The 20,443-nt window shown below is 47.6% G+C and carries 14 protein-coding genes; 3 read left to right on the top strand and 11 right to left on the bottom strand.

Features of this window, described 5'->3' with window-relative positions; genetic code table 11:
• The 6 genes from ACX0G7_RS24335 to ACX0G7_RS24310 form a co-directional block, all read right to left on the bottom strand.
• The coding region (locus ACX0G7_RS24335; protein WP_458926138.1) for a hypothetical protein at positions 1–1,803 on the bottom strand (1,803 nt) is incomplete at its 3' end.
• Between the two features lie 319 nt (positions 1,804–2,122).
• The gene (locus ACX0G7_RS24330) at positions 2,123–3,508 is read right to left on the bottom strand and encodes a TolC family protein (protein ID WP_458926137.1); all 1,386 of its coding nucleotides are present in this window, start codon (positions 3,506–3,508) and stop codon (positions 2,123–2,125) included.
• Entirely contained in the window at positions 3,505–4,809 is a 1,305-nt protein-coding gene (locus tag ACX0G7_RS24325) for an HlyD family secretion protein (RefSeq protein ID WP_458926136.1), read from the bottom strand. Before ACX0G7_RS24325 ends, ACX0G7_RS24330 begins: the two co-directional genes overlap by 4 nt.
• Before the next feature lie 25 nt (positions 4,810–4,834).
• Complete coding sequence (locus tag ACX0G7_RS24320; RefSeq protein ID WP_458926135.1) at positions 4,835–6,466, bottom strand: peptidase domain-containing ABC transporter; 1,632 nt, start codon at positions 6,464–6,466, stop codon at positions 4,835–4,837.
• Positions 6,467–6,567: 101 nt separating this feature from the next.
• Positions 6,568–6,843 carry a hypothetical protein gene (locus ACX0G7_RS24315; RefSeq protein ID WP_458926134.1) on the bottom strand — a complete coding sequence of 92 codons (276 nt, stop codon included), beginning with the start codon at positions 6,841–6,843 and terminating at the stop codon, positions 6,568–6,570.
• Positions 6,844–7,178: 335 nt separating this feature from the next.
• The gene (locus ACX0G7_RS24310) at positions 7,179–8,567 is read right to left on the bottom strand and encodes a right-handed parallel beta-helix repeat-containing protein (RefSeq protein ID WP_458926133.1); all 1,389 of its coding nucleotides are present in this window, start codon (positions 8,565–8,567) and stop codon (positions 7,179–7,181) included.
• Positions 8,568–9,248: 681 nt separating this feature from the next.
• On the opposite strand from ACX0G7_RS24310, the gene ACX0G7_RS24305 reads away from it, so the two are divergent.
• Together ACX0G7_RS24305 and ACX0G7_RS24300 are read left to right on the top strand one after the other, a co-directional pair.
• Entirely contained in the window at positions 9,249–10,070 is an 822-nt protein-coding gene (locus ACX0G7_RS24305) for a sugar phosphate isomerase/epimerase family protein (protein ID WP_458926132.1), read from the top strand.
• A gap of 13 nt (positions 10,071–10,083) precedes the next feature.
• The gene (locus tag ACX0G7_RS24300; RefSeq protein WP_458926131.1) at positions 10,084–12,390 is read left to right on the top strand and encodes a GH36-type glycosyl hydrolase domain-containing protein; all 2,307 of its coding nucleotides are present in this window, start codon (positions 10,084–10,086) and stop codon (positions 12,388–12,390) included.
• Between the two features lie 54 nt (positions 12,391–12,444).
• On the opposite strand, the gene ACX0G7_RS24295 is transcribed toward ACX0G7_RS24300, so the two are convergent.
• The gene (locus ACX0G7_RS24295; RefSeq protein WP_458926130.1) at positions 12,445–13,341 is read right to left on the bottom strand and encodes an SDR family oxidoreductase; all 897 of its coding nucleotides are present in this window, start codon (positions 13,339–13,341) and stop codon (positions 12,445–12,447) included.
• A gap of 113 nt (positions 13,342–13,454) precedes the next feature.
• Between ACX0G7_RS24295 and ACX0G7_RS24290 the strand changes: the two genes are divergently transcribed.
• Entirely contained in the window at positions 13,455–13,799 is a 345-nt protein-coding gene (locus ACX0G7_RS24290; protein ID WP_458926129.1) for a winged helix-turn-helix transcriptional regulator, read from the top strand.
• Positions 13,800–13,850: 51 nt separating this feature from the next.
• On the opposite strand, the gene ACX0G7_RS24285 is transcribed toward ACX0G7_RS24290, so the two are convergent.
• The 4 genes from ACX0G7_RS24285 to ACX0G7_RS24270 all read right to left on the bottom strand — a co-directional run bounded on the left by ACX0G7_RS24285 (position 13,851) and on the right by ACX0G7_RS24270 (position 20,392).
• Positions 13,851–14,849: a GRP family sugar transporter gene (locus tag ACX0G7_RS24285; RefSeq protein ID WP_458926128.1), complete on the bottom strand. Its 999-nt coding sequence runs from the start codon at positions 14,847–14,849 to the stop codon at positions 13,851–13,853.
• Between the two features lie 47 nt (positions 14,850–14,896).
• On the bottom strand, positions 14,897–15,856 hold the full coding sequence (gene rbsK / locus ACX0G7_RS24280; RefSeq protein WP_458926127.1) for a ribokinase: 960 nt from the start codon (positions 15,854–15,856) through the stop codon (positions 14,897–14,899).
• Between the two features lies 1 nt (position 15,857).
• A complete protein-coding gene (locus ACX0G7_RS24275) occupies positions 15,858–18,422 on the bottom strand; it encodes a glycoside hydrolase family 127 protein (protein WP_458926126.1) in 2,565 nt (854 codons plus the stop codon).
• Positions 18,423–18,571: 149 nt separating this feature from the next.
• On the bottom strand, positions 18,572–20,392 hold the full coding sequence (locus tag ACX0G7_RS24270; protein WP_458926125.1) for an endo-1,4-beta-xylanase: 1,821 nt from the start codon (positions 20,390–20,392) through the stop codon (positions 18,572–18,574).
• Positions 20,393–20,443: the final 51 nt, after the last annotated feature.

Genomic DNA, 20,443 nt, shown 5'->3' with positions numbered 1-20,443 from the left:
GTTATTATCCTGCTGATGGTTAGCCCGCCCTTTGCGGCGACGTAACAATGAAACATTGGCGGCATAAGGGTCCGGCAAGGTGGGGAGATATTGGAGCAAGCCGAATGATAAGGTGAGTAGACATTTATCAAACTCATCATCGTTTTTCAAATCGCCATAAAGTAATAACCCATAAACTGGTGAGATAGTCAGCAACGCATTGTTTAATGCCATGGCTGTGCTTTCAAAAGAAACAGGGGGAAGCCCGGCACCAGGTATCATCTTCACGGTTTTGCTCCAGTTATCCCTGATGATGTCATTATCATACAACATTACAAGCTGTGTTGCCTGGCTCACGTTTAAGGTGAATATCGTCTGAAGACTTTCGAATTCAAACGGTCTTCCGTCAACCCTCACCGGTTTATTCACATTAGCTCTGCAAGCTGTTTGAGTAGAGATGTTTTCAGTTCCTTTCTGCAAACTGTCGTAAAAGAAATAAAACTGTTTTGAGTAAAAGAGGTCAAGGTATTGCAACATGGCATCCTTGCCATTTAATGGCGGATCCTCCCAGAGATTATATCGTTGCCTCACGGTTGGTGCCGATGCAAAAAGAGTCGCAATATTTATGCGGCCGGGCATTAGCATTACCAGGGCATTCTTAAGCTGTATAGTACCTTTCTCTTCAAGTGCTGCATCTTTCAATCCTGCCCAGATTGCTTCGAGGCCGTTGAGTACGCCGATGGCCATTGCTCCTGTGCCGTCAGCCTCCACCGGGCCGGCTATGTTAATGGCTGCAGCAGATATGACCCAGGCCGCATCTGCAATTGCAGCCTTACCAGTGATGCTGCAAACAGGGCTCTTTGTCTGGAGTATTTCGAAGGATGAAACATCAGTTTTATAGGATATAGCAACCCGGTTAAGTTCGGCGTTCCAGCGCGATGGCCTCGCAGGATCATAGCTGAATGCAACAGGTTGGCCATACAAATTCCATGTTGCTGCTGCAGCTTCGATGGTACGACTGGTATGGCTAATTGAAATACTTAAGGTTTTGGGCAGTTCAATGGTTGCTTCTTTAATATCGATGCCGTTATTATCTGGTGATATATCGCTAACGACCTTTTGCTCGAGATTCAGCAAAACAGATGCGGTTATACCTGCGGGGATGATTAATTTATTGTCTGCGCTTACATGCAATACACCACTAAGCTTTATTTCACCATCAGCTATTGTTAATCCGCAGTAGAGATTGTCTGGTGAAGCATCAGCAAACAGATCTGCGCTGATCCAGACACTGCCCTTTGGAATCTTATATTCACGCGGGCCGGTTATGATAGGTATGTTCCTGACCTGTAAAGGGATGAGGATAAAAGGTCTTATACCTCCCTGTAACCAAACCTGCACTACGGGGATAATGCGATAGAGGTCAAACCATACCCTTATCCCATCATTGTTGATAAATGGTCCGAGGGTTTCAGTTATTTGTCCGCCCCGTCCCCAATCTGGTACGCTACCCGGTTGTTGACTACTCACGAAAGGCAGCTCCCGACGGAACACACGGATATTTTTATCTGTTGACTGTGGTGCATCTTCTATCTTTTTAAGCACCGTGCTCAGCTGTTGGAGTTCTGTAGTGGGTAGTTGTTCCGATGAGAAGGTTCCGGTCTCTGCAAACCGAAAACTACTCCCAGTAACACTGGGATCACTGGTAACAGCTGTGGCCAGTATCTGCTGTAGCCGGAGGATTTCATCTGCGTTTGTGTTATTGGCAAGCGTTATGTCACCGCAAAGCTTTGCCAGCGTAGCCAGCAATTGGTTGTCGTGCATGGAAAAAGATTAAAGAATGAATCAATCTTCTTCTAATCAGAGTTTGCTGCAGACAGATTTGAACAGGGGACGTATCAGCGTAGTGGACCGTGCGAAAAAAATCCGGAAGGTCTATAGAAATTACCGTGTGATATCAGATAGTGTTGAATCGTTAATGAAAAAATGAACAATGAATATACATTATTTTATCCCATTGGTCTCCTTCTCATAATTATTATTTAGCAGCACTTCTCTTGTGTATTGTAATTGCAATCCCGGCCGGCTTAAAAGTGAACAGTTGCAACATCTTTTCATTTGCTTCCATCAATTGAAAACTGCCTTAATAATTAATTAAAGTTCCTGCCGCCCACAGAGTGTTGGCAACAGCTTTTTGCTCTTTACCCTGCAGCTCAATTAATTTCTGTCGCGCTTCCAGGGTTTTCAGTTCCCGGGCGTTCACAAGGAAAAGCGAACTCTCGCCGTTTGAAAATTTGATCTCTTCGCCACGTTGTAAGGTTGCATAGGATTGAACTGCCTGCTGCTGCAAAGCAATCTGTTCCCGTAGCTGGCGCCATTCATTATAATACTGTGCCAGTTTGGTTTCCAACAAAACCTGCTTGTTGATTTGCTGCAACTCCGTCTGTTCAATTTTTAATTTGGCCTTCCGGAATTCACCACGTCCTTCTGAAAGACGCAATGGGATGGATACTGACACACCATAACGGTAGTCGTTGTCGAACCATGGGCTGCTGAATGCCTTTTGTAGATTATGAGATGGGATCAGCTGGTTATATTTCAAATAAACCGATGGTAAAAGTGACTGAAATTTCAACCTCTTTTCGACCTGCAAAGATTCAAGTTTGAATCGATATTGCTGCAACTCCGGATGCCGTTGCACCTGTTCCATCAGGGACTCCAACTGCATATTTTCAAACATGGCAGGCATAGTGCTTTGCGGGGTAACACCCTCGGGCACTGAATAGGGCTCATTGTTTTCTTTCCACAGAAAGACGTTAATGCTCAATTGTGAATTGGTAAAATCCAGTTGAATTTCGTTTGCCCTCAGTTGGAAGCTTTGCAACTGCGCCAGTGCTTCCACGGTATCTATCGCAGGTCCTTCGCCAATGCTGAAGGAAGTCTTCACGAGCCGGAATCGTTGTTCTGCATTTTTGATCGCTTGCTGAAACAATTGCTGTACCTGGTATTGTTGCCACCAGTTCCAATAAGCCTTTGCCGCATCGTAAACGAGATCGTTTAAAATGGTGCGTTGCTCCTGTACCGAAAGTTGCTGAAAGATTTTTGCCTGCTGTAATGCGGCGCGTCGTCCATCCATTACCAGTCCTTTTGCAACGGGAACACTAAAGCCAACATAACTGCTGTTACCTTTTGTTTCCGGAGTTGAAGTGCGCTCGCCACTCAGGCTCTCCAGCCCTGCAACAAGATCAATTCCATACCAGGTAGGTATTTTTAGTTCGCTGATCTGTTGATCATAATACAACAGGCCCTGGAATTCTTTCTTATTAAGAGTGTTCTGGAACTGCGGATCAAAGTTACCTCTTGCCGATGTGACCTCTGCTTTGGCAATGTCAACACCCAACGCGGCCTGCCTGGAAACGGGGTGATACTTCTTCACCACTGCAAGATATTCTTCCAGTGATAGTGTTTGTTGCGCTGCTACCAATGCCCATGAGCACAAACCAATTATTGTTGCAACTATAGCTTTCATTTTTTTTCGGTTTGTTCTTTTGTCCGATTATAATAGTCTGGTGGGAATGAATTAATGTTTCGCCAGAGTTCGTACCATACCGGCACGTCGTTCAACAAAGCCAGCCCGCTGGCACCAGTGCCCATTTTTAATTCCTTTGGCCATAACTTTTCCTTTGGATCTTCAGCTACCAGCACCCGGAACCTTCCATTGGTACTCACATTGTTTTCAACAGCCACCACCTTTCCCCTGAAGGTTCCCGATGAAGCCTGGGGCCATCCGCTGAATACGATAGCAGGAAAACCATCAAATAAAAACATTACGTTCTGCCCTTGTTGCACAAGTGGTAAATCAACGGGACGTATAAACATCTCAACTGCATATTGTATTTTATCAGGGACAATGTTTACGATCATTTCGCCTTCTTTCAGGATCTCCCCAATACCGGCTTTTTTTGCCTGTACTACCTGGCCGCTTTGTGGTGCGATAATATAATACATGCCGTTACGTATACTGTAACTGCTGTACTGGTTTTGTAGCTTGGCCACTTCTCCTTCACCGGTTGCGATCTCTGAGAGAGATTGAAAACGTTCGCCCTGGGCCTTCGCCACTTTCTCGGCGTACTCCTGTTCGGCCCCGCTCATCTCCAGTCGCACAATTGCCAGCTCCTGGCGCGTAGCAATGTATTTATTTTCGGCACTTAGCTTTTTTGCTGCAGCATTCTGAAAACCCTGGTTGCGTTGTTCCAGTTGAGTAAGGGACACGAGCCCACTGTCGAACATCTGACGCTGCCGGTTATATTGCAACGTAGAGATCTTGTATTCGTTTGCAGCTGCAGCCGCTTCAATACTGTCGCTCTGAAGCCTGGCCTGTAACTGTAATATTTTGTTTTGAAGTTGGGATAATTTCAACTGAAGGCCGGTTGACAGTGCTCCAATCTGCGTTTCAGCGGCACCTGCTTTACTTCGGTAAGAAGTTATTCCCTTTTGTTTGGCCTCGATCTGTTCCCTCGTTCTTTCCAGCAATTGCGGATCGAGATATCCATCTTTTATTTCCGCCAATTGTGCAAGGGTATCCCCCGCGGCAACAAAATCTCCTTCTTTAATATGCCATTTAATAATGCGGCCGGGAATGATGGTATTGATTTGCTGCGGACGCTGTTCCTGCCGCAAGGATATCACTGCGCCCCTGGCACGAATCGTTTGTGTCCATGGTAAAAAAAGTAAAATGACAAAGACAATGAAAATGCCATAGGTCCAATAGCGGATATAGCTTTTCCTGCCCTGGAGATAAATGTGGTTGTATGCGGTACCGTGTTTCATAAACAGGCTATTAATAGTTAAGTACTCAGGATAAGGCAATGGTTCTGTCGCATCCCCGGATAAAGGCATCGTCATTGGTTGCCACGATCACCGTAGCATCAGTTCCATACAAAAGAAGATGCTGTATCTGCCGGGCGGTTTCTTCGTCCATGCTCTGCCATGGGTCTTCCAGCAGCAAAAGCTTTGGCTTGTGAACCAATGCTCTCACCAATAAGATCTTCATGACCACATTCTTCGGAAGGCGCTTTCCGGTTGGATCGAGTTCGGTATCAAACCCTTCTTTCAACGAAGCAACAAATGACGACAGACCTGTTTTTTGCACGAGCTCCGACATATAAGCAACGTCTATGAACTCATTGCCCAGCGAGATATTTTCCCAGAGCGTTCCGGCAAAAACATCCTGATCGCTCAAAACAATTCCTGATTGCGACCGAAGGTGGCCGAGATTATAATTGCCAATAGGAACATTGCTGATCAATACCGAACCTTTGAAGCCATCATAGGCGCCGGTCAACAATTTTAAGATGGAACTTTTGCCGCTCCCATGTTTTCCGGTGATGCCGACCTTCTCACCCGGTTTTATGGCGAAGGAGACGTCATTTAATATGGTTCTACCCTCCTGGTATCCAAAAGTGACATTGCTAAATTGCACGGCAAATGGGGGCGCACCTGGGGGTAATGTAAAACTGCCTTCTTTTTCCGCAGGTTTGTCCAGCAACTTGGCAATTTTTTCAACTGAAGTTAAAGCGCTGTACACACTGTCAAGGTTAATGATGAGTTTTTCAACAGCATTGATGATAATGATGATCACGATCTCCGACGCAACAAATTGCCCGATATTGATCTGCTGGTCCAACAGCAAAATACATCCGACTATCAACATGGCTGCGGTGATAATCACTTTAAATGCAATGAGGACTTTGTATTGCAAAAGCAGGATCGAAAAATGGGCTTTGCGTGCCTCGATATAGCCTACTACTTTTTCATCTGCCTTCGATTCGTGAAGACCGTTCCGGGAAGAAAACTTAAACTGTTTGACCACCCTGGCCATCTCTTCCAGCCAACCAGCCACCTGGTATTTATATGTGCTTTTTGCGAGGCTGGTCTGAAAACCTTTATCGCCCGTTACGCGGAAGATTAACACCAGCAAAAGAAGCAGGAGAATACCAAAAAAAATAAATGCCGGATGATAAAAGCTTAACAGCAGCAGTCCCAAAATGATCTGTGTTATAGCCAATGGAAAATCCAATAGAATTTTGGACAGGCTTTTCTGTAAGACCGGTATATCAAAAAACCGGTTAACCAGCTCTGGCAAATAATAACCATCGATTTTTTGAAGGTCGAGTTTTGGAATATGTGTGGTAAAGGCAAATGAATAACGAACAAAAATCTTTTGCTGAATGCGCTCAATAATTTTCATCTGATTCATCTGCAACATGCCATTGAACAGCACTCCTGCTACCACCAGTGTGATTAAAATAACAAGAGAGGTCGACATGGCTCCACCTAATACAAATCCAATAATTGCCTGTATGCCCAGCGGCAGGGAAAGCTGGATTACACCACCAAGGATTGCATAAAAATAAATGGAACTGATTTCGGTTTTTTCATCACGCACAAGTTGTGCAATCCGCCTCAACGGATTAGTCTGAGCCATAAAAATGCAGTTATGTTATGGATAAATACTAATGTCTGGATACTATGCAAGGGAGGTCAGAACGCTTCGATTGGCATTCTGATTGCAAACTTGTCTGGATATCAGCACTCGGGAGGTGGAGTCGGAAATCCCAGGGTGGGAGGAGAATACGAGATAGCAGTCGCCAAAGCGTACGATGTCTTTGAAGGAGGAACGAAAACTTTTACGACGTTCACTGAAAGATATTCCTTCCCTTCTTTTTTTTCTTTGGCACCCTCTGGCTTTTCTTCATCGATGTAAACGTAGAAAATTTCTTTTTGAGAAGAAAACAAATGCAGCACAGGGATGGCCTGCAATAGCATCAGGGAGATAAACAATAAAGAAATTATTCTTCTCATAAAATTCGCCCAATGGCAATTTGGATACGAACAATCAAAAAACCGGAAGGTTCAGACAAAATTAAAAATTATCAGGAAAAAGAAAATGACAAAACATATTCTTTTTGCGCCGCGGCGTCGACGTGGTTTTCAAGATCAATCACCGGCAGCGATTTGGCTACCTCATAATACAGCCGTCTTGCCGTGCAGTTATACAGCAGGAAGCCCGGTTCTATCCCAAAAGCGAGCGTACAGGTTTGTGCAGCAAACTACGGCGGTGAACCATGCTGTTATAAGGTATCGTTTCTTCATTTCTTCTATCTTTTAATCCTGCGGCGATGTGTCGTTATTCCCTTTTACTGCTCATAAGCACCACGGTCACGGCCGGTCGTTTTGGGTCGGGCCTTGCCGTTAATGTCAGTTGGTTGAGCGAGTTCAGGGGTTGCAGAGTTCAATCCATTGCTGCCTTTTGCCATCCGGAAATCTGCTGTATGCATATCACAACCGACACCCAGAAACAACGGCTCCGCCACAATATCATGTTCTCCTTTAATAACATTTTGGGCCTGTGGATATAAATTATAGTCCCAGCGGATGTTTGTGTTCTTATTGTTCGACGTTACCTTCCCGCCCGGCCGGGGCACAATGATGTTGTTCAGAATAACTATGTCCTCAGAATTGTTCGGGAACAGTTCCTGGTAGCCTACGATGGCGCCGTTGTGATAAGTAGTGTTGTTGATGATGTCTACATGCCGGGTGCGAAAGGTGTGGATCCCGGAGCCGCCATTGAAGGCGCTGATATTGTTTGCAATCAGCGCACGGCCCTTCCACTCCGGACGGCGTGGTCGTGGCGGAGTACTGTCTGCCGTCGCTTTAGCGGTGTCAGTTTTAGGCTTATCGGCCGTTACCTTGACGGCCGCATCTGCATTGGGATTAGTCGCCCCGTTGCGTGCCTGGTCAGTTACATCAAGCAGAATTCCATTGCCGTCGCTCAGTTTGCCAATCTGTTCCCATGGTACCAGGGTTTTGTTGTACCACACCCGGTTCCGCTGAATGATGATGTGATAACCCGGTGCATCGTCGTAAGCCCAGTTGTTTAAGGTCGTAATGCCTGAGCCTCCGTAACGCATGAACCAGGCATTATTATAGACTTTGCAATCCTCAACCGTCAGGTAGTCAATCTCAATCCCGGTGATTCCCCCGCCCGGACAGTTGTTAACCGTACAATTGCGGATGACCAGGTGATGTGGCTTTTCATCCGCCTTGCGGTTCCTGCCGTTGAAAAAAATGCCGTTGGTATTATATTTCGGGTCGGGGGTCTTATTTTTTGCTTCCGCCTGTGCTGCAGAAAGTACCAGCGAGTCGTTGGCTCCGGTCACGGTTATTCCATCCAGTATGTTATAACTTCCGGTTATTAGTATGCCTGCCCAACCGGCAGGCCTCACAACCGGCTTTGCCCCGGGCGCCGCCTTCCAGGTGATCCATGCCTGCTCAGTCCCGGAAGCCGAAAGCGTGACCACGGCGCTACCATTGCCCTTATCGTTGTCGGCGTAGTCGCCATCATACACCAGCACCGCATCACCAGGTTGCACCAAAGCCGCCGCTTTTTTCAGGGTGCGAAAGGCCTTTGAGGACGATTTGCCGTCGTTGTCATCATTGCCTTTGCCGGAAACATGCCACTGCGTTTGTGCCGAAGCAAATAGCGTGGCAGAAATTAAGCAAATGAATAAGTGGAATGTTTTCATGCTTTGTCTTGATAATATTTTTCCAGGGAAAACAGTGAAAGGAAAGACTTGTTTATGCATATTTGGCCGATATAAGAACAACATGACGGTGCCATGCACGTATGTGCCTGGTCACCCGATAGTAGTAGGATAAGCAGCTTACTACCCTAACCCGGCTGGGATTTGAGGAAGACCTTTGCCTTTTAACTGCCGAAGCGGTTCCGATCGACCGAAGGCTTCATTCTTTTCACCTTCATCAATTGCCTATTAAAATTCGCGACGGTGTAAAATCCGCAATCATAACAAATAAAAGATGGTCAAATAGTATAGGTATTGGCGCGGAGAGTGGTAGTCTGCATTGCAAAACGCCGGTAGCTTTGGGTCTTTATCCAACTTCTTAATAACATTGCTATGCAATATCAGTTATCACCACAACAAAAGCAGGCTTTTCACCTTGACGGTTACCTGCTTCGCAGGGGATTTTTTTCGCCGTTCCGGGAGAAAAACCTGTCATGTATCCAGCTGATTAAAAGGTGGCTGACAGTCAGCTCTTGCAAAGCGGGGTGAAAAAGCTGGAAGGCGCTGATTTCCTCAGTAAGGAAAAAGAAATTACGTTGCACGTTAAGTAACGTTTCGCTCAGGAACAATGAAAAATTACCGTTCCGTTCCGTAAATTAAGTATCGCTAAACAACCATAAGCGCATGAAAATCCTTTTCTTTTGCCCCCGCTGGGGATGTGAAACAATGTCCTGGAAAGAATTCTTTTCAAAAGTAAAAGAAGCGGGATACGATGGAGTGGAAACCGGGTTTCCGTTCACAATAACGGCTGAGGAAAAAAAAGAAATCACTAATGGTTTGAAAGAGCATGGCCTCCTCGCCATCGGGCAGCATTGGCAAACCGTGGAAAGTGATTTTGAAGAACATAAGAAAATCTTCGGTCAGCATTTGTACAGCCTTGCCGGTCTGAAGCCACTTTTCATTAATTCCCAAACCGGCAAAGACTACTTCACCGTTGCGCAGAACCTCGCCCTGATGCAAATGGCCGATGAAATCAGTAAGGAAACGGGCGTCATCATCCTGCACGAAACGCACCGGGGCAAATGGTCTTTCGCCGCGCACATCACGCATCAGTATCTGCAGGCAGCGCCCCAAATAAGACTAACGCTCGACGTTTCGCACTGGTGCGCCGTAGCGGAAAGTTTGCTGGAAGATCAGCAGCCGGCCGTTGACCTCGCCATTCGTCACGCTGACCATCTCCACGCCCGCGTGGGTTTCGCCGAAGGGCCTCAGGTCATCGACCCCAGGAGCCGGGAAAATGACGCCAATCTGGCTGCACACCTGCACTGGTGGGATACACTGGTGGATATCAAACGAAAAAGCGGCGCCAGGACTTTCACTATCACACCTGAATATGGTGCACCTCCCTACCAGGCGCTTTTGCCTTACAGCGGTGAAGCCATAACCAGCCAATGGGAAATCAATTGCTGGATGAAGGATCTGCTGAGGGAACGTTACCGTCAATAATGGACGTATAGCGATGATGGAATTTACTATAGAACTGGCACAACGAACCAATACTAATATGTCAAGGAAGATATCAGTTTTCTCTTTGTTCCTCCTCCTGTTTTTTACGCAACCGACAATAGCCCAGAAATACGGCAACTGGCAATGGTCAGCGAAGGGGTTGCCGGTTTATAACTACACCGGCGCATTGCCGGTAACGGCTTCAGACAAAAATGGTATTGATGCCAACCTGCCGGAGGACCCGTATTTTTTACTGGGCAATTACCGCACGACGCTCATTACCCATGTTAGCGGCATTTACCAGATGCTGACGTCTGAAAGGGCGTGGGCACGCATCAACCAGGCGGAGCAGCCAAATTATGGGTGGAACGACGCAGGCGTCACCTTCAGCGATGGAAGTAAAATTGCACTTGTCGGTGTCAACTCCATCGTCGCTGATCCGTCCACCCAAAAATACTTCGGCGCGGGTTTTGCCCGTTATAACTACCGCATTCCGGCCAACATCACCTGCACTCGCATCCTCTCCGTCAAACCTTCGCAAAAAATAAACACCGGCCACCCGGCTTTTGTGATTACCGTCATGTTGAAAAATAATGGCACCATGGCTCAAACGCTGTCGTATAACGAACGCATGCTTGTTGGCTTCGTTCTTAATGGCACGCAATACACTGAGAAGGAAAAACGTCTGGTTCGATATCGCTCAACCATCAGGATCGATCACAGCAGGCAAACAGTTCTCGCCGACATTGGTTACAAACCAGCTACCTTTTTGGTGGCCCCGAAAAAGACTGAACGCTTTCAATATGATGTTGACCCGCCGTCGGTGTTCATGCACACTGCAAAGGGAAGTAATTACCAGGCAAGTGTCCATTCAGAAAGCGACACATTGTCCACAGAAGTGAAGACAACCCTTCAACCCGGCCAGGTCGTTCAGTTCAATATTGTTATTGGTCTGACCAGGGAAGCAGCCTTTACCGTTGTGCAGAAATCTGCCAGCGAATTGCTAAGCGGCGCCGATGCCACAAATGCGGGAGAAGGGTTGTTTGCCGCCTTATGGAAGAGTAAGTTGCCAGATCTTGCTTCAGAAAAAAACGAAATACTACGACGCGAAATGTTGTGGAACGCACACGTTATGGAGGCATCGGCCAAGTACAGCGAATATTACCAGGAAACGTTAATTCCGCAGGGTACGGTGTACAGTTATTACTTTGGTGATAATATCTCCAATCGTGATCACCTGCAGGCAGCGTTGCCGGCTTGTTATACCAACCCTGAGCTGGCAAAATCAATTCTGCGTTATGTGATAAAACACGCAGAAGAAGACGGCGAAATCAAACGTGGTAATAATGGGTTTGGCTACACAGCGCCCTCGCTATATAAAGAAAGCGATGAACAATTGTATTTCTTCAACACGCTGGCCGAATACCTCCTGATTACAAGAGACTATGCTTTCCTTAAAGAACTCGTGGCTTACTACCCTGCCGAACATCGCAATAAAGACGCTGTTCTTACAGTGCTGAAAAAATTCTTTGTCTACCTACGTGACGAGATCGGGACAGGTGAAAACGGCCTGGTAAAGATGCTGAATTCCGACTGGAGCGATAGTTTTTTTCACACATATTCGCCCAATGTCTATTCAAACACAGCGGAATCACACCTTAATTCGGCCATGGTGCTGGCGGTTCTGCCTAAGCTGATCCAGGTATTGAGAGATTCAAAAAATACTGAAGCGAATTCATTTATCACGGCACTCACGGAATACCATGGATCCATTGAAAAGGCCTTCTTCAAAGATTTAGGCGATCGAAAATTTACGGCCCGCGCCTACCTGAATAAAAACCTGCGTTTCGGGTTAGACAACGTTTGTATCGAGCCGCAAAGCTACCTCCTGCAGATTCCCTCAATACCCACAGCCCGTAAAAAGGAGATGTATGAATACATAAAAAGCAAGTTGCTTTCACCTGAAAAAATTGGTATCCGCACAAGGGAAAAACCACTGTGGAAAGGCAAACCGGATGGTGAAGACGGCGGCATCTGGTTTTCGCTGGAATACCCATTTCTTTTAGGCGTTGCCAGCTTTGATAAGGAAGAAGCAGAGCGCCTTCTGCTCAAGTTTTCGTTTCAAAATTTTTCGGACAATTATCCCGACTATTGGGTAGGCCAGTGGACAGCGGCGGACGAAGTAAATTCGACGCTTTACCGGGAGGGTCTGTATGCCTTTTGGGTGCCCTCGCAGGACAGAAAGCGCGCCTTCCAGGGCTTTTGTTCGCACCCTCATACCTGGCCGCTTTTCTGTTATTTCAAATTGCGGGAGAAATAGTCGTCACCGCCGTCCCCAATCTTACAGGGCTGCCTGTCCAGGTCGTCTTCGGTATCAGATGCTTTCCGTTTTGAAATTTTGCCTGACCCAGTCTTCAATAGGCGTCATATTGACGGGAAGCTTTTGCAAGACTTCCTGCATGGCAGGGTTGTACATTACAGGGTAATTTCCGGTTTGTGTAATTCCCTCGTACATGGCTTCGGTATCTTTTCCGGCGCCCTCTCCAAAAAGTTTTGCGAGGATTGCCCCAAATTCCTTTGGTGGCATCTGACGGTACTGCAGCGGCATGTTAAGGCCGATGGAAAATTTTCTTGCCAGTTGATCTCCGGTCAGGTTTTCAACGCCGCTGACCCGGTACGAATGGCCTGCCAGGTGCGGGCTGTAAACCGCCTCAGCAACAAAAGCCGCCACATCAACCGTAGCTATCCAACCCACCGGCATTCGTTCGGGAGTAGGATACGTTACTACCCGTTCTGCCTCTACAAATGGCGCCGTCCAGGGCCCCAGGAGATTCTCAGCATAAACAGAAGGCTCAATAAGAATATGAGGAACCCCGCTTTTTTTCAGGTAATCGGCAATGTCAATACGGACATCGATATAGGGTATTCCAATTTTTGCTGCCGGAATAAACCCGCTCGTATTCCATACCAGCAACTCTACACTATTTTCTACCGCCGCATCAATTACGTTCCTGGCATATTGGAAGCCATCCTGAGGGCTGGGCAGAAAAAAGGGAACCAAAAAGGCCACGGCGTTGATACCTTTTGAGATTTCGGATAATCGCCGTGGATCCGCCATATCAGCAACAACTGCTTCTGCACCGGCATCGTTAAGCATACTCACCTTGTGTGGTTGGTGTGTTGTGGCTACCACATTTGCGCCTTTGTCTCTTAGCGCCTTTATTACAGGAAACTGCTGTGAGCCGCCTGCACCGTAAACAAGTACTTTCATGTTTTTTGATTTTGCTTTGAAATGAGTTAGCAAACCTATATATCTTTACTATATATTAGTAACCACTATACTGTTGTATACCGGTATACTGCAGTATAGCATAAACTACGGTCATGAAAAGTCGCAAAGAAGAGTGCGTAGAATACATAAGGCCTGTGAGAGATGTCTTAGACATCATCAATGGAAAATGGAAGTTGCCTATTCTCATTGCCTTGTCGTTTGGCAACAAACGCTTTAAAGAATTGGAAAGAGATGTAGAGGGAATAACCCCAAGGATGTTATCAAAAGAATTGCAGGATCTCGAAATTAACCAGCTTGTTATACGAACAGTGTACGATACGAGGCCTGCTACTGTGGAATACAGTTTGTCGGATTATGGCAAGTCGCTGGATAATGTTATTGCTGCTCTGCGAGAGTGGGGCAAGAAGCACCGGACGAAATTGTTTGCAAAGCGCTGATACTTTTAACCAAAGATGCGTTTAAAAATTCCTTACCTGGCGTGAAAAGATTCAATTCTTCGCCAGTATAATCAGGATGATACCCACCACGTACAACAATAACATCAGGTATAAATTGCGGTAGGTTGTTTTTGATGCGGATGCAAATTCTTTCCAGATGAAAATGCCCCAAACCGCCGCTATTACGGTAGCGCCCTGCCCCAGGCCATAAGAAATAGCCGGACCGGCTTTGCCGGATGCGATGATGTTAAACGACATTCCCAGGTGCCAGATGATCCCACCAAGAATACCAATAAAATGATCTTTGGCCGAACCACTGAAGTAGTCACCAATGCTTAGCCTTGAGCCGGCAAAGGGGAAACGCATCTGCAAACCGTTGAACAGGAAATTGCTTACTACCACACCGATAGCGAAAAACACGAGGGCGGTATATGGTGTGAGTTTTCCAGGTTCCGGAGTTGCAAAATCTGCAGCCATGGATGCTGCCACATATTTATAAAAAAAGCCCATCAGAACACCGGCAACAATGGCCAGCCCCAGGCCTTTTCCGGAGAAAGAACCCTTGCCCTTGTTCACCTGCCTGTAAGCCGCCGCATTCAGCAGAATGGCGATTGCAATCAGTGCCACGCCGCCGAACAAGAGTGACGCGCTGCCCTGCGGATTGTCGGTGTAGTTAACCACTACACCTAAAATAAGTGCAATACCAATTCCTACGGGAAAAGCGACTGACATCCCCGCCAACGCAATAGCGGAGACCAGCAAGATGTTGGCAAGGTTAAAAACCGCCCCACCGGTGAAGGCAGAAAACAAATTCGCGTTATCCGCCTGCTTAAGGTCTTCCACAAATGGCCGGCCGGCATCTCCATTGCTTCCCAGCGTAAAAGCCATGATGAGCGACAAGAGCAGGATGCCCAGGGCATAATCCCAGTAAAACAATTCAAACCGCCATCCTTTGCCTGATAGTTTTGTAGTGTTTGCCCACGAGCCCCAGCAAAGCATTGTGATTATGCAAAAAAGTATAGCAGTGGTGTACGATTGAATAATAAACATGATCAGTTTTGGTTTAAATGGTGGGGCGTATAGGGACCAAACAAATTTTACTTTTTCTCAGCATTTCCAAAATGCGTTTCTTGCAATGGGTGATGAGTGTATCTGAAATCGTCAATTTCTTTCCTGCCGGGCGCCGAGGTTTGGGCTCCCATTCTGGTAACGGAAAGCGCGGCGGCGCGACAGGCAAAACCCACGGCAGGCTCCCAGTCCTGGCCCTCAGAAAGCGCTACGATCAGTGCCCCGTTAAACACATCCCCGGCAGCAGTCGTATCAATCGCCTTAACTTTTGGTGCGGCGACCAGGCCGTTAAAGTTTCCCGCATTCACATAAGCACCTTTGCTGCCTAAGGTGATGATGACGTTCTGGACGCCTTTGCTTTTGAAAACAGCTGACGCTTGTTGCGCCGAGAGTTCGTCACAAACGGAAATACCAGTGAGTAAAGCCGTTTCAGTCTCGTTGGGAGTAATGAGAAAAAGACCGGTGTAAACTTCGACGGGCAAGGTTGCGGCCGGAGCAGGATTGAGCACCAGCTTTTTAGCTCCTTCCCGGGCATGGCGTGCTAAAAAAGCAATCACTTCCAGCGGGGTTTCAAGTTGTGTAATGAGCCACGCCGCGTCGCTGTTCTCAACGGCCGCGGTCACGTCACCAACCGAAAGCAGGGCATTTGCTCCGGATGCGACAATAATACTGTTCTCACCTTCGGCATTCACCGTTATTACCGCCACGCCGGTTGGTGCGCTTTCATCTTCCATAATATGGGACACATCAATCCCTTCGTTACGGTAATGTTCCACCGCAACTGCCCCAAAGCTGTCGCATCCTACCCGGCAAACAAACTGCACGTTTCCACCAGCCCGGGCGGCCGCCACTGCCTGGTTGGCGCCCTTTCCACCCTGGAACACAAAAAAATCACCTCCGATTATGGTTTCGCCGGGCGCGGGGAACCTGGGAGTTTTCAGCACCATGTCAGTGTTGGACGAGCCAACCACAATAATCTTATTGGTCATGTTAGTTGTTTGCGGTTTTTAGCCAGGTGGAGATAGCGCCACCGGTCTGGCTGGCGTCAGCATATGGTACCAGGATGATGTTTTGCCCGGTTTTTTCTTTTTCGCTCTTGATTTCAACCGCTTGACCCCCGACCCAGTTTTGTGGAAACACGGGAGAAATCTTTTTTATCACGGTACCTTTTTTATCAACCGTTACCTCCGCAACGGGGAAGCCATTTATCTTTTCGTCGAACGCCAACACGTTTGGGCCGCGCTGGAAAGCCACTTGTCCCGGGTAGCTTTTACCACCATGGTGCGTTATCAAAGGCATTGAAAAACTTATCTGAACTTTATCGCCCTTTTTCCAGGCACGGGTTACGGTCAGGCTCTGACCCGGAGTTGCCGGCTGCGTCCGGCCATTCACAGTAAGGGCAAAATCAGTCGCCCACCAGGGCTTTCTAAAATGCACGGAGTAGGCCTTTGCACTGCTTACATTCGCTGTAATGGTTATATTTCCATCAGCAGGAAAAGCGGTGGTTGTGGTAAAGTTCGCCATTGTTTTATTTGCAAGCGGTACTGAAAATGTTCCGGGTTCATAAAAGAAAAACGCCGGAGCCTTGTTCAATAACCCGCCTGTAAAAAACGGCGCCATCGCAATACCCCGCGGCACACTGCTCATGCAACAGGTTATGTTGCAGCCGAAGGGTTTTGACCCCATTAGCGGTGTGTAGTAGCTAACACAACCAGTCTGAGGATTCTCCGCGCCCGTAAGGTGGTTATACAGCGACCGCTCGAGTTCGTCAACATATTTCATTTCGCCGGTCAGGCAAAGCAGCCCGTAACTCAACTGCAACCACGTAGTGGTGACGCATCCCTCACCCATGTTGGACGTGCGCTCGCCGGGAAGCACCTGGTCGTCCTGGAAATGCTCAAAAGAAGACGAGGTACCGGTAATGTACAAACGCTTTTGAGCCACATCGTTCCAGGCGGCCAGCACCGGTTTCAAAAAAGTTTCATTTCCGGTGATCCGGTAGAGCTTGAGGATGCCAAGGATATTGGAAAGCATTTCATAAGCCTTGCCATTCGCGACCTTATCAACACGACCAACGGAATCGAGGGTGCTGATGATTCGCGGTCCGCCGGGATTATTGTAAGCATTGACGATATAGTAGCAAAAATCAAGGTACTCTTTTTTACCGCTGAAGCGATAAAGTTCAGCCATGCTTTCCAGTATGCTGGTGGCGGCCATGCCCACGTGGGCCCCGGATCTTATGATGTCCTTCTGCCCCTTGCCCGGACCAAAAGTTTTGAGCAACAGGTCACCAATTTTCTGCGAAGCGGCTAAGGCGGGTCTATAACCCGAGATCTCGTAGTAACGCAACAACCCCATGAGGTCATAACGGTGGCTCCATACATCCCAGCTTGTCCAATGGCTGTCCATATCATAGGTACCAAGATACCCATCAGGAAGCTGGGCCGCGATAAGATGTTGTGCGCTTCGGTCCAGCTGGATTTTCAGGGCCGGATCACGATTGTCCGCGTAAGCGTTCGAGGCCGCCTCCAAAAACTTACCAATATGTTCACCAATCCAGGAATGATTCCCGGGGCGGTTGATGAAGCCCGCCAGCAAGGCCTCCTCGTCGACTCTTTTCAACCGCAGCTCGGTGTTCGCTTTCAGTTTTTCGCCCAGCCACCCGCCAATTTCACTACCGGCAACGTCAGGTGGAGAAAACTGCTGTGGCACTTTGTAGGGCACCACCGGTAAACCGGCATCGTAAGTCACGTTTTCGTATCCTGCCTGCGCGTTCCATTTCCTCACGTAATTGTAGGTGGGGATGGATAGGGTATACACGACGGCTACAAAAGGCGAAGGTGAAGTATAGACAAAATTCACAGTGTTTTTTCCATCACCTATTGAAACCGCTTTTTGCTCTGAGTGCAACTTCTTTTTGTCGAAATCATAAAAGTCGGCAGTGACTATCCCGTCTGAATGTTTAGGCGATGCGTTATTAACAATGAACTGGTAGGTCAATTCTTTGCCCGCCACCTGGTCTTTTGGCGTGCTGTTTCCGAAAGCAGTGCTATAACCCAGAAAGTGTTCGGGCGCCGCTGCGGTAAGTTTTGGTATGATGGACATGCGGAACTGACCCCAATGACTTACACGCAGTGCAATGATGTTTTCCTGGTCCCAGAGAATATCATTTTCAGTGACCGGGTAATTGCGATAAGTGTCGCCGGAGCCGGTCGAACCAATTTTTTTACCATTGAGATAGGTGTCGTCAGACTGCAGCACTTTCCCCATGCTGAGCGACAACAAACCCGTTTTATTAAACGCGGATTTCAAGCTTGCCGGTATCACCACTTTCTTACGAATCCACAAAGTGCGGTTGGCCGTGGTTCGGTGGTCATCGCTCCATTTCAGTTCGGCAAGCGTTTCCCAACCGCTGTCGTCAAGATCCATTCGGCTGAATTCCTTTTTGTCTTCAAATTTAACCTTCCACGGCCCCACGAGCACAAAGTCCTGGGCCCAAACTGTTGATGACACAAATAACATAAGGAGCAGTGCACCGGTTTTGATGGATTTCATTTTCTTGTTTTGAGTGATCTTCGCTTCCTCGCGAAGTATAGACTATAAGCGTCAACCCTAAAGCACAGGTGTGTTAAGCTACTATTGTTAGATTACCTCGAACAGAACTCCACCGCTCATCTTCGTTAATTCGACTTCTTATTCTGCGGCTATAAAACTACTTTAAGTTCTCCCGACTCTTTAGTAAGCACATATTTTTTCGTCACAGAAGACTTCCCTTTGGTCACGGTGATTTCGTAAGTACCCAAATGACCACGGTAGTCAGCTTTACCCTTTGCATCGGTTGATTTCGTGAAACTGGTCTTCCATTTGCCGGCCACCCACTCCCGCCAAACAGCGGCGTTAGGTTTCTCGGTCCAGTTCTTACGTACCATGGCGGCATCAGGTTTCCAATGGTCGCTTTCCCAGAACCCCCACATAGTGAAGCCGGATACCTGTGGATGGCTGTAGCAGGCAATTACAAAATCACGTGTATAATCAGCCTGCAGAGAGGTGTCCACAGTATTCACATCGAACTCGGTGATCTGTACGGGGAGCCCGGTTTCTTTAAACAGGTCGAGATCCCGGATAACGTCAGCTGGATTGCGTGGTTGGCGGCCAACGTGACCCTGAACGCCAATGGCTTCGATTGGTGCACCCGCCTTGCGCAAATCCGCGATCATCGCGAGATAACGCCGGATGTTTTGTGGGCTGGCAATGCTGTTCAGCATTGAATACTCATTGATAAACAACTGTGCTTTTGGGTCAAGCTTTTTCGCGAGTTGAAACCATCTCACCGCTTCATCTTCTGAGATAAATTTGAAAAAATCCCTTTCGTGCATCAGTTCGTTGATGACGTCCCAGGCAATGACACGGCCCTTTGTAAAGGCCATTCGTTCTTCAATACTCTTGTTGATAAACGCCTTGAAAGCCACAGTATCTTTCTCTGCCAGCTGCCGCAATTGCTTGCCATTAAACTTCCACCCCGGCCACACCAGGTTGTGACCACGCTGGCGAAAGCCGTTTGACTCCAGCCAGTTGAAACCCCTCATAGCTTCCTTTCTCCTCGCTTCGCTGGTGTGCCACGAACCGCCTTTCAACCCGTTGCCAATGGTTGTGGTGTTGAAAAATTTCTTCAGGTAAGCGGCATATTTTTTACCGTCTGCAGAATCGTCGTTTAACCATTTTTCGCTCACGGCGGTGCCCCACACAAATTCGGACTGAAGCATTTTGGCCCGGACGGTTGCACCTTCGACAGGTTTGCCTTTTTTGTTCACTACGATTATACTGATGGGTGCCGTTCGGATTTCGTCAATGCGTTTGAGTGCGTCTTTACGCCAGGCTGCGCCTTCTTCCCGACCAATATACGTCAGCTTCGTTAAAGGCAAGTCAGCAACAGCTATCTTCTTTTCAAAATTCAACACCTCCATGCCCGCCACATTTACCTTTTGCGAAAGCGCACCAAAGGTGAAGTTGATAGTGACATCACCGGCTGCTGCATTATAGAGCGAAACAAAGGGGATGTCCATGTATCGCCATTCCGGACCTGCTGTGAGATCCACCAGCACCAGCCGCTCGGGAGCGTTCATAATAAAATAAACCACCGCTTCACCGGATTCCTGCTTTGCATATTCTGCCCGTAATGCAAACCGGGCAAGGATTACGTCACCCTTTTTTATGGGCTTTGTATTTTTCCAGGAAACCTGGACATCGCCATGCGCCTTTCCCGCTAAAAAGATTTCGGCTGTGTACACGTCAGTTGCATCTGTTTTGCCAGCCGTGAACTCCGGCGTTTTCCCGGCAGTGGTGCGGTTGGAGAAATTGTAGGTGGTGACAGCATCGGCCGGGAAAATATTCACCGGTTGCAATGCCTTGAGGTTATCGGGCAGCGCAGGCAGCGTTTGACCAGGTGCATCACTGAAAGCAACGGAAAACAATAGAAGGAGGTAGCAACATTTTGTAAGGATGTTTTTCTTCACTCGTATTTTCATTACTTCAATCTTTAAGCTATTCGCCGTTGTTTGTAATATTATTTCAAAACT

The sequence above is a fragment of the Flavitalea antarctica genome (genome assembly GCF_054461535.1).
Note: the sequence above shows the minus strand (reverse complement) of the source record. Positions and strands in the feature narration are given on the sequence as shown.